This window comes from Mesorhizobium sp. FG116 (genome assembly GCF_057809835.1).
In genome coordinates this window covers 150,870-169,072 of the sequence record NZ_JBMDKS010000001.1, presented here as the reverse complement: position 1 = coordinate 169,072, position 18,203 = coordinate 150,870, and the positions used below count along the sequence as shown (strand labels likewise).

Annotated in this window: 17 protein-coding genes and 1 riboswitch; of the genes, 7 read left to right on the top strand and 10 right to left on the bottom strand. The window is 62.2% G+C overall.

From position 1 onward, the window contains the following. The first annotated feature begins 104 nt into the window (after positions 1–104). Complete coding sequence (locus ACODTY_RS00740; protein ID WP_488992383.1) at positions 105–608, top strand: invasion associated locus B family protein; 504 nt, start codon at positions 105–107, stop codon at positions 606–608. An 11-nt stretch (positions 609–619) separates the two neighbouring features. Here the strand turns inward: ACODTY_RS00740 and ACODTY_RS00735 are convergent, their stop codons facing one another. Further along, a complete protein-coding gene (locus ACODTY_RS00735) occupies positions 620–931 on the bottom strand; it encodes a DUF1294 domain-containing protein (protein ID WP_488992382.1) in 312 nt (103 codons plus the stop codon). A gap of 117 nt (positions 932–1,048) precedes the next feature. Between ACODTY_RS00735 and ACODTY_RS00730 the strand changes: the two genes are divergently transcribed. The 3 genes from ACODTY_RS00730 to ACODTY_RS00720 all read left to right on the top strand — a co-directional run bounded on the left by ACODTY_RS00730 (position 1,049) and on the right by ACODTY_RS00720 (position 3,555). Next, positions 1,049–1,765 carry an HAD family hydrolase gene (locus tag ACODTY_RS00730; protein WP_488992381.1) on the top strand — a complete coding sequence of 239 codons (717 nt, stop codon included), beginning with the start codon at positions 1,049–1,051 and terminating at the stop codon, positions 1,763–1,765. A gap of 75 nt (positions 1,766–1,840) precedes the next feature. Next, the gene (gene rlmN / locus ACODTY_RS00725; protein WP_488992380.1) at positions 1,841–3,076 is read left to right on the top strand and encodes a dual-specificity RNA methyltransferase RlmN; all 1,236 of its coding nucleotides are present in this window, start codon (positions 1,841–1,843) and stop codon (positions 3,074–3,076) included. Beyond that, entirely contained in the window at positions 3,076–3,555 is a 480-nt protein-coding gene (locus tag ACODTY_RS00720) for a hypothetical protein (protein WP_488992379.1), read from the top strand. The genes rlmN and ACODTY_RS00720 overlap by 1 nt, the downstream gene beginning before the upstream one ends. On the opposite strand, the gene ACODTY_RS00715 is transcribed toward ACODTY_RS00720, so the two are convergent. Both ACODTY_RS00715 and ACODTY_RS00710 read right to left on the bottom strand, forming a co-directional pair. After that, positions 3,536–4,177 carry a LysE family translocator gene (locus tag ACODTY_RS00715; RefSeq protein ID WP_488992378.1) on the bottom strand — a complete coding sequence of 214 codons (642 nt, stop codon included), beginning with the start codon at positions 4,175–4,177 and terminating at the stop codon, positions 3,536–3,538. The genes ACODTY_RS00720 and ACODTY_RS00715 overlap by 20 nt on opposite strands. A 118-nt stretch (positions 4,178–4,295) precedes the next feature. Continuing rightward, entirely contained in the window at positions 4,296–5,561 is a 1,266-nt protein-coding gene (locus ACODTY_RS00710; RefSeq protein WP_488992377.1) for a Glu/Leu/Phe/Val family dehydrogenase, read from the bottom strand. A 257-nt stretch (positions 5,562–5,818) separates the two neighbouring features. Between ACODTY_RS00710 and ACODTY_RS00705 the strand changes: the two genes are divergently transcribed. Then, the gene (locus ACODTY_RS00705; protein ID WP_488992376.1) at positions 5,819–7,036 is read left to right on the top strand and encodes an argininosuccinate synthase; all 1,218 of its coding nucleotides are present in this window, start codon (positions 5,819–5,821) and stop codon (positions 7,034–7,036) included. Between the two features lie 69 nt (positions 7,037–7,105). On the opposite strand, the gene ACODTY_RS00700 is transcribed toward ACODTY_RS00705, so the two are convergent. The 3 genes from ACODTY_RS00700 to ACODTY_RS00690 form a co-directional block, all read right to left on the bottom strand. Continuing rightward, positions 7,106–8,194, bottom strand: a complete 1,089-nt coding sequence (locus ACODTY_RS00700; protein WP_488992375.1) for an ABC transporter ATP-binding protein — start codon at positions 8,192–8,194, stop codon at positions 7,106–7,108. Further along, positions 8,191–9,774: an ABC transporter permease gene (locus ACODTY_RS00695; protein WP_488992627.1), complete on the bottom strand. Its 1,584-nt coding sequence runs from the start codon at positions 9,772–9,774 to the stop codon at positions 8,191–8,193. Before ACODTY_RS00695 ends, ACODTY_RS00700 begins: the two co-directional genes overlap by 4 nt. Positions 9,775–9,919: 145 nt before the next feature. Next, complete coding sequence (locus ACODTY_RS00690) at positions 9,920–10,924, bottom strand: iron ABC transporter substrate-binding protein (protein ID WP_488992374.1); 1,005 nt, start codon at positions 10,922–10,924, stop codon at positions 9,920–9,922. A 234-nt stretch (positions 10,925–11,158) separates the two neighbouring features. Here ACODTY_RS00690 and ACODTY_RS00685 point away from each other — a divergent pair, with 234 nt between their 5' ends. Continuing rightward, positions 11,159–11,941, top strand: a complete 783-nt coding sequence (locus ACODTY_RS00685) for a 3-hydroxybutyrate dehydrogenase (RefSeq protein WP_488992373.1) — start codon at positions 11,159–11,161, stop codon at positions 11,939–11,941. Positions 11,942–11,964: 23 nt separating this feature from the next. Next, positions 11,965–13,092: a patatin-like phospholipase family protein gene (locus ACODTY_RS00680; RefSeq protein ID WP_488992372.1), complete on the top strand. Its 1,128-nt coding sequence runs from the start codon at positions 11,965–11,967 to the stop codon at positions 13,090–13,092. A gap of 3 nt (positions 13,093–13,095) precedes the next feature. Here ACODTY_RS00680 and ACODTY_RS00675 read toward each other — a convergent pair whose 3' ends face one another. The 4 genes from ACODTY_RS00675 to ACODTY_RS00660 are packed head-to-tail and all read right to left on the bottom strand — an operon-like array spanning position 13,096 to position 17,688. Then, complete coding sequence (locus ACODTY_RS00675; protein ID WP_488992371.1) at positions 13,096–13,887, bottom strand: ABC transporter ATP-binding protein; 792 nt, start codon at positions 13,885–13,887, stop codon at positions 13,096–13,098. Continuing rightward, entirely contained in the window at positions 13,884–14,885 is a 1,002-nt protein-coding gene (locus ACODTY_RS00670; protein ID WP_488992370.1) for a FecCD family ABC transporter permease, read from the bottom strand. The genes ACODTY_RS00675 and ACODTY_RS00670 overlap by 4 nt, the downstream gene beginning before the upstream one ends. Further along, positions 14,882–15,748, bottom strand: a complete 867-nt coding sequence (locus ACODTY_RS00665) for an ABC transporter substrate-binding protein (RefSeq protein WP_488992369.1) — start codon at positions 15,746–15,748, stop codon at positions 14,882–14,884. The genes ACODTY_RS00670 and ACODTY_RS00665 overlap by 4 nt, the downstream gene beginning before the upstream one ends. A gap of 44 nt (positions 15,749–15,792) precedes the next feature. Further along, positions 15,793–17,688 carry a TonB-dependent receptor plug domain-containing protein gene (locus ACODTY_RS00660; RefSeq protein WP_488992368.1) on the bottom strand — a complete coding sequence of 632 codons (1,896 nt, stop codon included), beginning with the start codon at positions 17,686–17,688 and terminating at the stop codon, positions 15,793–15,795. 171 nt (positions 17,689–17,859) lie between these two features. Beyond that, a riboswitch (cobalamin riboswitch) is annotated at positions 17,860–18,055 on the bottom strand. Positions 18,056–18,203: the final 148 nt, after the last annotated feature.

The following is an 18,203-nucleotide window of genomic DNA, read 5'->3' as shown; positions in this document are numbered from 1 at the left end:
TTGCAGAACTTCATCCTTTGGTAACCCAGATTAAATCAAAATAAAGCGAACGGGCAGGACGAGACGCGGGCCTGCCCCGCACCATTTGGAATACGGGAAACACGATGCGCGGATTGATTGCTACAGTTTCAAGCTTGGTGCTGATCGCCGCGGCGACGCCAGCGCTCGCCCAACAGGCAACCAAGATCGGGCAACACAATGCCTGGGGCACCTACAGCTACCAGGCAACCACCGGCAAGGTGTGCTACGTACTGACGGTGCCAACCGACAAGCAGCCGCCAACACTCGATCACGGCGACATGTTCTTCTTCGTCAGCCAGCGGCCCGGCCAGCAGGTCTCCTACGAGCCGCAATTCATTGCCGGCTACAATTTCCAGGAAAAATCCAAGGTCACCGTATCGGTCGGCGACAAGTCGTTCACCATGTACACGCTCGGCAAGTCCGCCTGGGTCGAGAACGCAGCCGAAGAACCTATGCTGATCGCCGCGATGAAAGGCGGCACGGACATGAAGGTGCAGGCCAAGTCCGGCCGCGGCAATGCCACGAATTACGTTTTCTCGCTGAAGGGCATTTCGGCGGCGCTGAATTCGATCGCAAGCTGCAAATAGCAATCTCCTGATCAGCTCGCCAACTCGCGAACAAAATCGCTCATGGCGTCGGGGGCGACCAGCCAGATTGTCCCGACGATGATGTGCAGCAACACGATCAGGTAAAGCAGCGACCTGAAGGGTTCCTTGCGCGTCTTGTGCCGGAATATTTGCTGCGCCGAAATAGCGCCCAGGCTGCCGCCGATCAGTGCAAGCCCCAGCAGGGTCCGTTCACTGATCCGCCGTGCGCCAACCTCCGCCAACTGCTTGTCCCACCAGAAGGCGGCGAAGGCAGCGCCATTGACGGCGAGCAGGACGACCAGCAGTTGGGTAACGGATATCATGGGGCAATCCTAAAGCCCGACGGACTAACAACCCGCAAACATCGCCCTATCGCGTGACGTGGTGACTGTCGCATGATATCGCGAAGGCTACCCGATAGCCTGCTGGCTCGAACGAACATGCCTCTCGCCAACCCCAAGCTTACCACCATTGGCTTCGATGCCGACGACACGCTGTGGCAGAACGAGCAGTTCTTCCGGCTGACCGAGGACCATTTCGTCGCCCTGCTTGCCGATCACGCCGAGGCAAGCGGTCTCAAGCAGCGGCTTCTCGATGCCGAGCGGCGAAATCTCCAACTCTATGGTTTCGGCATCAAGGGCTTCACCCTGTCGATGGTCGAAACCGCGATAGAAGTCACTGAGGGCAAGGTGCCGGCAGAAATCATCGCCAGCATCGTCAAGGCCGGGCGGGAAATGCTTTCCCACCCCATCGAGACGCTGCCCTATGCGCGCGAAACATTGGAGAAACTGGCCGGCAGCTTCCGGTTGGTCCTGATCACCAAGGGCGACCTGTTCGATCAGGAGCGCAAACTCGCCCAGTCCGGGCTCGGCGAGCTGTTCAACGCGGTGGAAATCGTCAGCGGCAAGCAGCCCGATACATATGACCGCATTTTCAGCCGTCATGGCGACGGCCCTGAAAAGAGCATGATGGTCGGCAATTCGCTGAAATCCGACGTGGTTCCCGCCTTGCAGGCCGGCGGATGGGGTGTCTATGTCCCGCATGACCTGACCTGGGTTCTGGAGCACGCCGAACCACCGGTCGATGAGCCGCGTTTCAGGCAACTTGCCCATCTCGGTGAATTGCCGGACCTTTTGGCCGCGTTGCAGCAGCGGTGACGGCGCGGCACACCTGTGATATGTCGCCGGTAACTCCTATCTGTAACGGTCCCGCGACCGAGTAAACGAACCGTAATGGCCTTATCTATCGATCTGACCTCTGACGCGACCCGCGCCGCTCTGGCTGCACGCGCCACCATGCCTGAAAAGCCATCACTGGTCGGCTTGTGCCGTCCGGAGCTTGCCGAGGCGCTGGTCACCGCCGGCATCGTGCCCGAGCGGCAGGCCAAGATGCGCGCCAGCCAGCTCTGGCACTGGCTCTATGTGCGCGGCGTGTCCGACTTTGCCGAGATGTTCAACATCTCCAAGGATTTGCGGGCTGCTCTCGACAAGCAGTTCACCGTGTCGCGCCCCGAGATCGTTGAAGAGCAGATTTCAACCGATGGCACGCGCAAATGGCTGTTCCGCTTTCCGCCGCGCGGCGCAGGCCGCCCGGTCGAGATCGAAACCGTCTACATTCCCGAAGAAGGGCGCGGCACGCTCTGCATCTCCTCGCAGGTCGGCTGCACGCTGACCTGCTCGTTTTGCCACACCGGCACGCAGAAGCTGGTGCGCAACCTCACGGCGGAAGAAATCCTCGCCCAGTTGCTCACGGCACGCGACCGTCTCGGCGATTTTCCCGACCGCGACACGCCGGCCGGCGCCATCGTGCCTTCGGAAGGGCGCAAGGTCTCAAACATCGTCATGATGGGCATGGGCGAACCGCTCTACAATTTCGAGGCAGTGAAGAAGGCGCTTCTGATCGCCTCCGATGGCGACGGGCTCGCGCTGTCGAAGCGCCGCATCACGCTTTCCACCTCCGGCGTCGTGCCGGAAATCACCCGCACCGGTGAAGAGGTCGGCGTCATGCTGGCGATCTCGCTGCACGCCACCAATGACGATCTTCGCGACCTTCTTGTGCCAATCAACAAGAAGTTCCCGCTCAAGGAACTGATCGCCGCCTGCCGTGCCTATCCGGGCCTGTCGAACGCCCGCCGCATCACCTTCGAATATGTAATGCTGAAGGACGTCAACGATTCCCTCGATGACGCCAAGGCGCTGGTGCACTTGCTGAAAGGCATTCCGGCCAAGATCAACCTGATCCCGTTCAATCCGTGGCCGGGCACCAATTACCAGTGCTCGGACTGGGAGACGATCGAGAAGTTTGCCGACTACATCAACAATGCCGGCTATGCCTCTCCGATCCGCACGCCGCGCGGCCGCGACATCCTCGCCGCCTGCGGCCAGTTGAAATCGGAATCGGAACGCATGCGCAAAGTGGACCGTCTTGCGCTGGAAGCGATGATGATCGCCGGCCACGGCGAGGCATGATGGGGCGGATACTCGCCTATCTGGTCCGTTTCGCCGTCATCCTCATTGGATATGTCGCAGCCGTTCTGGCGGCCAGCGCATTCATCCATGTGCTTTTTCTCGGCTCAGCCGGATTTCTCGAACAGGACGTGCGGCCGGTAACAGGGGCCGCCATGATGTTTTCAGTCCCCTTCGTCGCACTTTTCGTGGCCTACTTCGTCTTCTTCCCAGGCGCCGTAGCAATCGGCTTGGCGGAATTGCTGGGCCGCAGGGACTGGCTCTCCTATGCACTTTTCGGCGCAGCAGTCGGCATTGCCTTCATTGCAACGGCGTCGGGCAATGTCGATGGCGGCTACGACCTGACCAGGACCCCGGTCGCGCTCGGCATTGTCGGAGCCGGCATGGTTGGTGGCATTGCCTACTGGCTGACCGCCGGGCGATGGGCCGGAAGCTGGCGCTCCGCGCCTCCGCCGCAGGTGCCTACTTCGCCTGAGCCGTAAGGATCTTCAGCGCGAAGGCGGAAAACACGCCTGCCAGCATGTAGTCTACGACGCGCGTGATCTTCGGGCTGGCCTTCATCGCCGCCGAGAACTTTTCCGCCGCAAACACCATCGGCGCCGTCACCGGTATCGACAGCACGACAAACATGAAGCCAAGGAAGAACAGCTTTCCGGGTGCATGTGGGTCATGAGCCGAGACGAATTGCGGCAGGAACGTCATGAAGAACAGGATGATCTTCGGATTGAGCAGGTTTACGCCGAGACCGGCAGCCCAGGCACGAAACAGCGAGACCTGAGGTCCGCCCTTCTGCTCCGGCGAAAAGGCCGAGCCCTTGGTGAGCGCTTGCCAGGCAAGGAACACCAAGTAGCCGGCGCCGAAAATCTTGAGCACGAAAAACGCGGTCGGAGAAGCAACGATCAGGGCCGAGATGCCGACGACGACCAGCGTCGTGTGAACCAGCGTTCCGCACAGAGCCCCAGCCATCGAGGCAAAGCCCGCCACCCGCCCCTGGTTGAGCGTACGGCTGACGAACAGCGTCATGTCCGGCCCGGGCGTTATCGCCAGGATGATGGTGGCGATGGAAAACTGGATCAGCACGGAAAGGTCTGGAACGAAGGACATCTTTTGGTCCGCCTGACTTTCATTGGAAAGGGCGTCGCTTAACACGACGCCCTAAGATGGTTGTAGCTCGACCGACGGCTTTCGCCGTCCGATCTGCCCTATTTACCCAATACGCGGCTTAGCTGTCAAAGTAGCTCTGTGTGCCATGTGCCTCGATCGCCTCGGCAAGGCGGCTGAGCGCATGAACATAGGCAGCGGTGCGCACTGTGATGCCGCGCGACGCCGCCAGTTCCCAGATCGCACGACCCTCGCGCTCCATGATGATGCGCAGCTTCTCGTGGATTTCCGGCAGTTCCCAGTAGTAGCCCTGCTTGTTCTGCACCCACTCGAAGTAGGAAACCGTGACGCCGCCGGCATTGGCAAGGATATCAGGCAACACCACGACATTGCGCTTGGCGAGGATCTCGTCGGCATCATGCGTGACCGGGCCGTTGGCCAGTTCCAGCACCACACGCGCCTTGATCGTGTCGGCATTGTCGATGCGGATCATGTTCTCCAGTGCCGCCGGCACCAGCACGTCGCAATCGACGCCGACCAATTGGTCAGCGCTCAAGGCCTCGTGGCCATCCTTGCCGATGGTCTGGATGACGGAACTGTTTTCCTTCTTGGCCGCAAGCAGCGCTTCAAGCGAAAGTCCGCCCGCCGACTGTACCGCACCGCCGGAATCGGAAACCGCAACGATGCTATGGCCGTCCGCCGCAAACAGCGAGGCGATATGCTGGCCGGCATTGCCGAAGCCCTGGATGGCGATGCGCAGCTTGCCCTTGAGGCCGAGTTCGCTGAACAGGTGGCGTACCAGATAGTAGCCGCCGCGCGCAGTCGCGTCGCCGCGACCGACCGAACCGCCCAGAGCCAGCGGCTTGCCGGTAATGACCGCCGGCGAGGCGTGGCCGACGATCTGGCTGTACTCGTCAGCCATCCAGCCCATGATCATGGCGTTGGTGTAGACATCCGGAGCCGGAATATCGCGGTCCGGTCCGATGATGCGCGAGAATGCCTGCATGTAGGAGCGCGAAAGACGCTCCAACTCCGCCTTGGAAAGTTTGCGCGGGTCAACCTGGACCGCGCCTTTGCCGCCGCCGTAGGGCAGGTTCATGACGGCGCACTTGAACGTCATCCAGAACGCCAGCATCTCGACCTCGTCGGCCGATGCATCGGGGTGGAAACGAATGCCGCCCTTTGTCGGGCCGCGCGTGTCGTCGTAGCGGCATCGCCATGCCAGGAAAGATTTTCGCGAGCCGTCGTCCATGCGGATCATCAAGCGCGCCTTGGTCGTTTCTCGCGGATATTTCAGCTTCTCGATAACATCTGCATCGACGTTGATGTGCCGGGCGGCTTCGTCGAGACGAACAAGGGCGCTATCAAGTAGGCTGTCTTCGGGCATCATGAGTTCCTGTCTGGCTTGATGATACTTGCGTGGTGGGGTGGACGGGCTTTCCATTGCATAAAAATTGGGCAATGCCCAATGAAACTTTGTTTCCCGGAACATACGATTTTCGTCTTATCCCGCCGTTCGCTTGGACCACAGGGGCGACACCTTTCGCCAATTGTCCGCAACGCTTGTCCGGCAGCGCTTTCCTGCTTATGAGTGCGCACGAATTTCACGTCACGCCACCAATCGAAAAGACACCGGAAACACCCATGTCCAAGCTGAAAGACGTCAAGAAGGTCGTACTCGCCTATTCCGGCGGCCTCGACACTTCGATCATCCTCAAATGGCTGCAAACGGAACTCGGAGCAGAAGTCGTCACCTTCACGGCCGATCTCGGCCAGGGCGGCGAACTTGAGCCGGCGCGCAAGAAGGCCGAGTTGATGGGCATCAAGGACATCCGCGTCATGGATGTGCGCGAGGAGTTCGTCTCCGATTTCGTCTTCCCGATGTTCCGCGCCAACGCCCAGTATGAAGGCCTCTATCTGCTCGGCACGTCGATCGCGCGGCCTTTGATCTCCAAGCACCTTGTCGATATCGCCCGCGAAACCGGCGCCGATGCCATCGCCCACGGCGCCACCGGCAAGGGCAACGACCAGGTCCGCTTCGAGCTCTCAGCCTACGCGCTGAACCCCGACATCAAGGTCATCGCGCCTTGGCGCGACTGGTCGTTCAAGTCGCGTACCGACCTGCTCGATTTCGCCGAGAAGCACCAGATCCCGGTGCCGAAGGACAAGAAGGGCGACGCGCCTTTCTCGGTCGACGCCAACCTGTTGCATTCGTCCTCCGAGGGCAAGGTGCTGGAAGACCCGTGGATCGAGCCGCCGGAATTCGTCCACCAGCGCACCGTCTCGCCCATGGATGCCCCCGACAAGGTCACCGAAATCGAGATCGAGTTCCTCAAGGGCGATCCGATTGCGCTTAACGGCAAGAAGCTGTCGCCGGCCTCGATGCTGGCGGCGCTCAACGATCTCGGCCGCGACAACGGCATCGGCCGGCTCGACCTGGTCGAGAACCGCTTCGTCGGCATGAAGTCGCGCGGCGTCTACGAGACACCCGGCGGCACAATCCTGCTCGCCGCCCATCGCGGCATCGAATCGATCACGCTGGACCGCGGCGCGGCCCACCTCAAGGACGAGCTGATGCCGCGCTATGCCGAGCTCATCTACAACGGCTTCTGGTTCTCGCCCGAGCGCGTCATGCTGCAGGCGCTGATCGACAAGAGCCAGGACGACGTCGAAGGCACCGTGCGGCTGAGCCTCTACAAGGGCAACGCCATCGTCACCGGCCGCAAGTCGAAGAAATCCCTCTACCGCAACGACCTCGTCACTTTCGAGGACGACCGTGGCGCCTACGATCAGAAGGATGCCGAGGGCTTCATCCGCCTCAACGCCTTGCGGCTGCGCACGCTGGCTGCTCGCAACCGCTGATGCTCTTGCCAAAAACGGCGCGGACCCATCCCGCGCCGTTTTGCTTTCGTATGCTGTCTTCAGTCGAAGTCAGGCCAGAAGATGGGCTGATCCTGTAACGGTCACCCGCATGACATCGCCGACCATCGGCGCGCCGAGCCCGGGCTGGCGCACCATCAGCGGCGAATTTCCGATGGCGGCCGCGTCCGGCGGATCGGGACTGTTCAACAGCCGCACCGCGACCGAACAGGTCGAGCCGGCAAATTCCGCTTCCGTCACCTCACCGAACAGGACGCCGGAGGTAACACTGCCGGCAAGTTCTTCGCGTGACGAACGGCTAAGCTGGATCTGTTCGGGCCGTAGCATGATGCGGGCCACGTCCCGGCGCTCCTTGCTGTCGATCGCGACGCTGCCCAACGAGCATTGCGCGAAGCCGCCTGCGATCCTGGCCGGCAGGATGATGGCGTCGCCAAGGAACTCCGCAACCATCCGGTCCTTCGGGCGCAGATAAAGATCGCGCGGCGTTCCTACCTGCGAGAACCTGCCGTCCCGCATCACCGCCACCTGGCTGGCGAACGACAGCGCCTCCGCCTGGTCGTGCGTCACCAAAATCGTGGCGATACCCGCCGCTTCCAGCAATTCGGCAACCGCCTTGCGCATCGAGGCGCGAAGCCCCGTATCGAGCGCCGAGAACGGCTCGTCCAGCAGCATAAGCCGCGGCTGCTTGGCCATCGCCCTTGCCAGCGCCACGCGCTGCTGCTGGCCGCCGGAAAGCTCGTGCGGTCGCCGCCTGAGGATCGTCTTGTCGAGGCCGACGATATAGGCAAGCTCCGCGATCCGCTCAGTGCGCTTGTCCTCGTTGCGGCCCATGCCGAAACCGATATTGTCGGCGATGCTGAGATGGGGAAACAGCGCGCCGTCCTGCGCCACCAGCCCAATCCCGCGCTTGTGCGCCGGCACGGCCTCGCCTCCATTGGCAAGCACCTGTCCGTCGAGCTTGATGTGGCCATCGTCGGGCGCCTCGAAGCCGGCGATCAGCCGCAGCAATGTCGTCTTGCCACACCCGGAAGGGCCGACGATTGCGGTACGCGAACCTGCGGGCACGGCAAGATCGATACCGTCCAGCGCCTTCACCGGACCGTAGCTCTTGCGCAGGCCTTGCAGTTCGAGAAAGCTCATTGCCCGGCCATCCTCTTCGACTGCACGTAGAGCAGCCAGGTCAGCGGCAGCGACGCCGCCACCATGATCAGCGCATAGGGCGCGGCTGCGGCATAGTCGATTTCGCCGCTATAGGCCCAGAAGGCAAGCGCCAGCGTCATCGTGCCGTTGGGCGCAAGCATCTGGGTTGCCGTCAACTCGTTCAGGATGCCGAGCGACACCAGCGCCATGCCTGCCGCCGCTCCCGGTGCAGAAAGGCGGATGGTGGTCGACCACAAAGCGTTTGCCGGGCTGCGGCCAAGGTTGCTGGCCGCCCGCTCCAATTCTACAGGTGCCTGCGCAATCGAGGCGCGCAGGCTGATGATGGCGCGCGGCAAGAACATCAATGCGTAGGCGATCAGGATCGTCACGAGTGTCTGGTAGAGCGGAAGCATGAAGCGCACGGTGAGCGTGACCAGCGCAAGCGCAATGACCACCCCGGGCAGGGAACCCACCGTATAGTTGGTGGCTTCCAGGACGCGCTGCAGACGGCCCGGCTTTCTGATGGAAAGCCACGCCATCGGTATCGCCGCGACGGTAGCGAGCAAAGCGCCGGCAATGGCGAGGAACGCCGTCTGGCCAAGCGCGGCCGAAATCTCGTCCAGTCGCCAGACCTCCCAACCGCCAGCGACAAGCCAGCGCCCGATGGTCACGAACGGCACCCCGATTGCCAGCACGGCAACCATAAGCGGCAAAAGCAGGCAAGGCAAGGTTGCCCGGCCGAGTTGCGCGCGCGGCGCTTGCCGCGCAGCGCCGGAACCGACGCGCGCATAGCGCTCCTCGCCGCGCACCAGAATTTCAAGCACAAGCAGCGCAAAGCAGCAGGCAATCAGCACGCCGGCCAGCATGTTGGCGGCCGGTCCGTTGAAGGTCGACTGGAACTGGTCGACGATCGCCGTTGTGAAGGTGTCGAAGCGGATGAACACGTAGAGCCCGTACTCGGCCAGCAGATGCAGGCCGACCAACAGCGACCCGCCGCAAATCGCCAGCCGCAACTGCGGCAGCACGACGCGAAAGAACACGCTCCACGGTCCAAGCCCCAGTGAGGCAGCCGAATCCTCAAGTGCGGGGTCGAGACGCCGCAAGGCCGCCGAAACCGGCAGGTAGAGGAACGGGAAATAGGCGATGACGGAAATGAAAACGCCCGCGCCAAGACCGTGAACGCCGGGCACCATGGTCACCCAGGCGTAGCTGTGCACGAAGGCCGGAACCGCCAGTGGCGCAACCGCCAGCCACGCCCATAATCTTGCACCGGGCAGGTCGCTGCGTTCGGTCAGCCAGGCAAGCGCCACCGAAAGGGCAATCGACAACGGCACAGTCAACGCGACGAGAAAGAAGGTGTTGACGAGCAGGTCGCCGACGCGCGGACGAAACACCAGTTCGACCACCGTCGCCCAGCCGATCTGGATGGCGACGGTCACGATGAAGCCAAGCGGGATAAGCGCAAACAGGGAAACCAGGATCGCCGCAATCGCAATCCACGGCAGCCGGAATAGCCGCATCCTTTGGCCTGCAAGCGAGGCCTGCGCGACTGGACGAGCGAAATCCGGCGACGACTGCATCAAGTGCGGGGCCGTCTGTTCTTGTGCCGGGGCGACGACCGCAAGGTCGAGCTTTTTGTCATGGCAAATGCCGAGCCTGAAATACAAAGCTCCCGCGGGGCACCCCGCAGGAGCGGAACTTGAGTCCTTTTAGGAGGATTAACGGCTAAAGCAAGCCAGCCGCCGTCATCAGGTCGGTTACCTTCTTCGAGTTCAAGGTTGCCGGATCGATTTTCGGAGCCTGCAGATCAGCGAGCGGAACCAGCTTCGCATTCGCCGCTTCCCCGGTGCTGACGGTGTACTCGAACGACGTGCCGTCACGCAGAACGGCCTGCCCGCCCTTGCCGGCGATCCACTTCAGGAACGCCTGTGCTTCCTCGGGATGCTTGCTCGAAGCGAGCACGCCACCGCCTGAAACCGAAACGAACGCGCCCGGGTCCTCGTTCTTGAAATAGTGCAGTTCCACGTTCTTGCTGTTCTCGCCGGTCTTGGCCTGATCGCCGAACCAGTAATAGTGGTAGATCACGCCGCCTTCTATCTCGCCGGCATTGACCGCCTTCATCACCGTGCCGTTGCCCTTGAAGGGCTTGAAGTTCTCCTTCATCGCCTTCAGCCAGGCAGCAGTGGCTTCCTCGCCCTTCAATTGCAGCAAGGCGCTGACGATGGCCTGGAAATCGGCACCGGAAGGCGATGCGCCCCAACGGCCCTTCCAGCTTGCATCGGCAAGGTCGAGCAGCGACTTCGGCAACTGGTCTGCATTGAGCTTGGTCTTGTCATAGGCAAACACGGTGCTGCGTGCAGCGATACCGACCCATTTGCCGCTCGACGGCTGGTATTCCTTCGGCACCAGCGCCAGCGTGTCCGCGTTCACCGGCGCAAACAGCCCCGCTTGCTCCACCAGCGTCATGGCCGGTGAATTTTCCGTCAGGAACACATCCGCCGGGGAAGCAGCGCCTTCGGCGACGATCTGGTTGGAGAATTCGCTGTCGCCGCCATTGCGCAGCGTCACCTTGATCCCGGTTTCCTCGGTGAAGGCTTTCGCCCATTCCTCGGCAAGGCTCTTGTGCTGGGCGTTGTAGACGATGATCTCTTTTTCCTGTGCCGTTGCCGGGGCAGCGGCAAACGCTGCAAGGGCCAGCACGCCGGCGAGGGTGGAAAGGACGGACTTCATGGGTGACTCCTAAGGCTAGGCTTTTTGTCAGTGCAGGCTGGACTAGTCATACATGAATTTGCCAGTCAACATTTAATCGCCACGCCTGCACGCCGGACCAGAATGTCACGGCCTTGTGAACGAGTGGAACCACATCTACCGCAAAACTTGCCGCATCCGAAACGGACATGACACTGGTTTTGCAGCGCACATTGCATATATTGCACTGCAACATCGCATTGGAAAGGACCTACCATGACCGCCAGGAAAACCGCTATCGTCACCGGCTCCACATCGGGCATCGGTTTGGCCATTGCCGAGGCCCTGGCCGCCGACGGCTGCAACATCGTCGTCAATTCCTTTTCCGATACGCCGCAAGACCACGCCATCGCCGAGCAGATTGCAGAAAAGCACAAGGTCGAAGCCGCCTACATCAAGGCCGACATGTCGAAGCCGGATGAGTGCCGCGCTCTGGTCGCAAAGACAGCGGAGCGTTTCGGCTCGGTGGATATTCTCGTCAACAATGCCGGCATCCAGCACGTCGCCCCGGTCGAGGAATTTCCGATCGGCAAATGGGATGCCATCATCGCCATCAACCTCTCCTCGGCATTCCACACCACTGCGGCGGCGATTCCGTTGATGAAGGCCAATGGCGGCGGACGTATCGTCAACATCGCCTCGGCGCACGGCCTCGTCGCCTCTCCCTTCAAATCGGCATACGTCGCCGCCAAGCACGGCATCATGGGCCTTACAAAGACGGTGGCGCTGGAAGTGGCGTGCGAGAAGATCACCTGCAACGCAATCTGCCCAGGCTACGTGCTGACCCCGCTGGTCGAAGCGCAGATCCCGGACCAGATGAAGGCGCACGACATGGACCGCGAAACGGTCATCCGCGAGGTCATGCTGGACAAGCAACCGACCAAGGAATTCGTCACTGTCGAGCAGATCGCCGCTACTGCCGTCTACCTGTGTTCGCCCGCAGCCGCGCAGATCAATGGAACGCATATCTCCGTAGACGGCGGCTGGACCGCCGAATAGAGCGGGGCGCAAGAGACAACGCCATGACCATCGACGGCAAGGCCAGCCCGCGCAAGAAAATCAACATTGCGCTGCAGGGCGGCGGCTCGCACGGCGCTTTTTCCTGGGGCGTCCTCGACCGCATTCTGGAGGACGGGCGGCTCGACATCGTTGCGGTATCCGGCACCAGCGCCGGCGCCATGAACGCGGTCGCGCTTGCCGACGGCTTCGTACGCGGCGGCGTGGAAGGCGCAAGGCAAAAGCTGTCCGATTTCTGGCGCGCGGTGGCCCGCAAGGGTCGCTTCAGCCCGGTCCAGCGCACGCCCTGGGATATGCTCTGGGGCAATTGGTCGGTCGAAAACACGCCGGGCTTCGTCTGGTTCGACACCATGTCGCGGGTTTTCTCGCCCTATGTCGCCAACCCGCTTGGCCTCAATCCCCTGCGTGATGCCGTCGAGCAGGAGATCGACTTCGGCAATGTCCGTACCTGCAAGACCCTGCAATTGTTCATCTCGGCCACCAATGTCGAGACAGGCCAGTTGCGCGTCTTCTCCGACGGGGAAATCACGCTCGATTCCGTAATGGCCTCGGCCTGCCTGCCGCAACTCTTCCGCGCGGTTGAAATCGATGGCGTTCCCTATTGGGATGGTGGTTATGGCGGCAATCCCGCCCTGTTCCCCTTCTTCAAGGCCGCGCAGACGGAAGACGTCCTCTTGGTGCAGATCAATCCGGTGGTGCGCGAAGGTACGCCCACCAGCGCCAACGAAATCCAGAACCGCATCGACGAGATCACCTTCAATGCCGGCCTGCTGCGCGAATTTCGCGCCATTGCCTTCGTCAAGGAACTGATCGCCGCCGGGCGGCTTCCGCATGGCGAATACCGTGATATCCGCATGCACCGCATTGACGCCGACGAGGCATTCAAGGACCTGTCGGCCTCGTCCAAGATCAACGCAGAATGGGCCTTCCTCGAATATTTGCGCGACCTTGGCCGCAGCGCCGCCAGCGACTGGCTGGAAGAGAATTTCGACTTGATAGGAGAGAGAGCGACACTCGACCTCTCAGGCCAGTTGGATGACGGCCTGAAGCCGACCGATGGACCAACACTCGGCAAGCGCGTTCGCGAATTTCTGGCTACGCGCAAGACGCCGCCAGCCGTCGCATCCCGCTAGAGCCTACTTCGCAGCACGAGGCGGTGCGGCAAGGTCGAGCGGATGGACGATGCGCGCGCCATCCGCCTCGCCGAAAAACGCCTCAACGCCATAGACCGCGTGCAGGCTCTCGCGGGTCAGCACATTTCCGGGCGAGCCATCCGCGACGATCCGGCCATGGTCGAGCAGGATGAGGCGCGAGCACCAGCGCGCCGCCAGCCCCAGATCGTGCAGCGAGGCGACCACGCTCTTGCCCTCGCGCGCCAGGTCCCCGAACAGCCGCATCAGCGCGATCTGGTGCGATGGGTCGAGCCCGGCGGTCGGCTCGTCCGCCAAAAGCAGCGGCGTGTCCTGCGCCAGCGCGCGCGCAGCCAGCACCCGCGCCTTCTCGCCGCCTGAAAGTTCCGTTGCGATGCGATTGCGGAAGGCCTCGACGTCCATGCGCCGCATCGCCTCGTCGATTATACTGCGATCCGCATCGCCAAGCGGCGCAAAGCCCGGCCTATGCGGCGAGCGGCCGAGAGCCACCACGGTTTCGACCGGCACCGCCCAGGCGATTTCGCGCTCCTGCGCCAGATAGGCCACCTTGCCGGCGCGCTGCCTCGCACTCATTAACGCTATGTCCTGCCCATCGAGCTGGAGCCTGCCGTCAGACGGCAACACGCCGAGAACCGAGCGCAGCAGCGTTGACTTGCCAGCGCCGTTCGGGCCAATCAGGCCAACGAACTCGCCGCTGCCGACCGAAAACGTCACCTCGCGCAGCACCTGCTTGCCGCCGAGGCTGACCGAAACAGCGCGTGCCGACAAAAGCGTCATGTCAGCCTCCGGCGCGCGCGAAACACCAGCCACAGGAAGAATGGCGCACCGACGATTGCCGTCAGCACCCCAAGCTTCAGGTCGCGTTCGGGCGCAATCAGCCGCACCAGTATGTCGGCGGCAAGCACCACGCAGGCACCGCCAAGCGCGCTTGCCAGCAGCAGGCGCGACGGCTTCGAGCCAACCAGCGGCCGCAATATGTGCGGCACCACGAGGCCAACGAAGCCGATCGCGCCCGACACCGCCGTCGCCGCGCCGACACAGGCAGCGGTGCCGAACACGGCGAGGAACTGCACCCGCCGCAATTCGACGCCCATGCTGGCCGCCGTCTCGGAGCCGAGCGTCAGTGCATCGAGCGAGCGGCCGAGCGAGCCCAGCATTGCCCAGCCCAGGATCATGAACGGTCCCGCCAGCCAGACATGGGTCATCGACCGGTCCGTCAGCGAACCCAGCATCCAGAACATGATCTCAAGCGCGGCAAACGGATTGGGCGAAAGGTTCAGCGCCAGCGACGTCATTGCGCCGGCAAAGCTGGTTACCGCGATGCCGGCCAGGATGATGAGAAGCGAATTGCCGCGCGTCCCCGCCATCGCCTGCACAACGACGACTGCCAGCACGGCACCTGCCAGCGCCGCCAGCGGCAAGGCGAGCGCAAAAGCAGCGGACAGCCCGGTATAGATGGCCAACACCGCCCCCAGCGACGCCATCGAACTGATGCCGAGCAGGCCGGGCTCCGCCAATGGATTGCGCAGATAGCCTTGCAGCACCGCCCCCGAAAGCCCGAGCGTCGCGCCAATCATCAGCCCAAGCAGCGCGCGCGGCAACCTGATCTCGCGCATGATCAGGGCAACGGCATCGGCCTTGCTCGAGAAAAGCGCCACGATGCTGTCGCCGAACGCGATCCCGGCCGGTCCGACCGTCAGCGACAGCACGAACAGGACCAGCGTCGCAGCCGCAAGCACGGCGATCAGCACCCGGTAGGAAGAGTTCCCGGTCACGGCCGCGCCTGCCCTTGCAACGCGGCCCGTTGCAGCACGAAAGCCGCCTGCAGCGTAAACGGCGCTCCGCAGATCATATTCGGTACCGGCACGCCGACGCCCTGCTTCTGCGCCTCGAGCGCCTTGAACGCCGGATGCACGAAATTCTCCTGCGCCAGCGCTGGCGCACCGCCATAGGATCGGAAGCTGGTCGCGATCATGTCCGGCTGCTCGGTGATCAGAAGTTCCAGCGGCAGTCGCGTACTGCCGACGATACCGAGCTTCTCGGCAATATTGACGAGGCCGGCGGCATTGAAAATCTCGTTGGCCAACGTGCCCCCGCCGGTCGTGTAGCTGTTGGCATCGTAAAGGGCGATGGAGCGCCCGGACGGCCTTTGCGCCTTAAGCTCGGCAAGGCCGGCATCCAGTTCGCCGACAAGTTCGCCGGCGCGCTCCTGCCGCTGCAAAAGCTCGCCGACACGCAGGATACTCTCGCGAATGTCCTCGAACGAGCGCGACGGCGCGAACTCCTCGACCTTCACGCCGAGCTCGCGCAACAGGTTGACCGTAGCCCTTGACGAAAACGTGCCGGCCAGCACCAGATCAGGCTCCATCAGGAAGATTTCTTCGGCCAGCGCGTGGTTGATGGCGAAGGCTTCAGCCTCCTTCGCCATCGCCGAGGAATTTGGGTCGCGCGCCAGTGCGGAAACCGAGTGAAGCTGGCCATCGCCGGCTATGAGCATGGCAAGCTGGTCCGTGCACACATTCATCGACACCACCCGCCGCGGAGCCGGCTCGGCGGCAGCCACGGGCGACGCCACCAGCGCCGCCAAGAGGGCAGCGCCGAAGTAGCAACCGATGAAACCGGCCCACGAGCCGTTCACATTCCCCTCCATCGCCTGCGCCGTCCGCGCTCCTGGACCGCCCCCTAGAATGACCTTGTGAAAGTCAGGCTAAGCGTTCGCCCCGGAGAACGGAACCCGGCCTTCGTCTCATACTTCTCGTCGAAGATGTTCTGGGCCGAGAACTTGAGTTGGGACTGGTCATCAAAGGCGTATTGCGCGCTGAAATCGGCGGTCACATAGGCCGGCAGCTTGACCGTATTGCCGGCATTGGCAAAGCGTGACGTCACATAGAGCAACTCACCGGTCAGGCTCAGCTTTTCATTCGGCGTATAGGTCAGCCCCGCTGTTCCCCTGAAGCGCTCGCCATAGGCAACGTACTTGCCATGCACTCCGGGGCTTTCGTTGAGCGGCTCGCGGATATCGACCGAAGCCTTGCCCGACCATTCGTCGCTGAAGCGATGCTGAAGCGTCGCCTCGAAGCCGGTGATGGTTACGTTCTCGACATTGGAGGGTTGCCAGATGAAACTTCCTGGAAACGACTCCGCCCAGTTGATCTGGTCCTCGACCTTTATCTGGTAAAGGGCGGCGTCAAGGCTTGTGTCCTCGCTTGCCTGCCAATTCACGCCGGCCTCGTAAGACCGCGAGCGCTCAGGCCGCAAATTCGGATTACCCGGCGTCCACGGATCGGGATAGTACAAGTCATTGAACGTCGGGGCGCGGAAACCGGTGGCATAGGAAGCCCGCGCCACAAGGCCGTCCAGCAATTCGTAGCTGGCGCCAAGATTGTAGGTCGTCTGGCCGCCGAATTGTCCGTCGTGGTCATAGCGGACCCCGCTATCGAAAGTCAGCCGGTCATATTCGAGTGAATACTGGCCAAACACCGCCGCCAGATCACGCTCCTTCTTCGAATAGTCGACGCCTGCAACGGAACTGCCATCGACCGAATCGCGATAGGCTTCAGCACCAAGCTGGAAAATGTGGCTCGCGGTATCGGTCTCGAACGTCTTCTGGGTCGAAGCCAGCACGCCATAGCGGCTCGTATCGAAATCATCGCCATCGACCGCTCCCCTGAAATTGGAGGAATTGTCGAGCGCGGTGGTTAGCTCCACTGTCGATTCCCACGTATCGGAATGCTTGAGACGCGCACCGATCCGTCCGGAAAAATTCGTTGTGTCGGCCTCGTTGGCTGCAGCCCGGTCGTACTGGTTTCTGCCGCGCGCAAAAATGCCGTCCGTGTAGATCGTTCCCCACGCAAGATCCTTGGACAGCGAGAAATTGGCCGTTCCACGGATAAACCCGTCATCATCCGGCTCGTGGCCATAGGTCGTCGGCAGCGTGAAATCATAGCCGCGCGTGCCGAGCAGGCTGGCGCCAAAGGCAAATCTGCTGCCATTTCCGGTCTCTCCTCGGATATCGCCGGAAAGCGTGCCTCCCCAAGGATGCATGATGCCCGCCGTCAGGCTGCCGCAGGTGCTTTTGCCATTGTCACAATCGCCGCCCTGTTTGGTGATGATATTGATGATGCCGCCAATCGCATCGGCGCCGTACTGCGCGGAGTGGCCGCCTTTCGCAATTTCGATGCGTTCGATCGAAGCCAGCGGAATGCTGGACAGGTTGAAGGTGCCGGAAGTGGCGGAAGACGCCCTCACGCCATTTACCAGCACAAGCGTCTGGTTGGCGCTGGTGCCGCGCAACGACACGCTGGAATCGGCTCCCAGGCCGCCATTCGAAGTCACCGTCACGCCGGCATAGGTTTTCAACAGCGCCGGCAGGTCCACCGCCGGGGATTTCTCGATGTCTTTGGTCTCGATCACCGCAACCGATGAGGTCGAACGCTCGAGCGACGACGCCCGACGCAGCGGCGTGGTGATCACGATGCGCTCAAGCTCGGTCGTGGCACCGCTCTCGGCTTGCTGGGCAAACGCCCCGCCGGTCAAGGCAAGCGCGCATGCGCTTGCGGCAAATAGTGTCTTTTTCATTCCAGTCCCCAAAGTCTCGGGGCGACGCTTCGCCCAAGGTTCATTTCGAACCGCGGCTGGTTGGGGCAGGCTGGAATGCAAACAATCCCCCTGCGGCCATTCCGGCGCGCGGCAACACACACTTGTGTCACCGCAACGGACGGCCGCGCCTGACCACACCCCGTGGTCATGCATGGGTGACGGGAACAGGCAGGTCTCCTGACTTCCGTGTCGTCGCTTCCTTCCGCCTTCCCGGCATTACCGCCAGTGGCATCGTGGAAGAAGGCTCTACGGTTACAGTTGCGGGGGCAGTCCGGCTTCGGCCGATCGTTCGGCCAACCGTGTTCCCTTTTGATCCGTGCTTGGAACCAGTTCCGGTAGCAACGCTATCTGTTGCCAAGGCGCGCTGTCAATTCCACCAGCGCTGCCCAATAGCGAGGTTGCGTCAATGCGCCGCTTGGCGGTCGGCAATCGCAATCCGCCCTCAACCGGGCAGAGCGTCCTTGCGACAGCAGGCGAATTCCGCTACGTCGCCG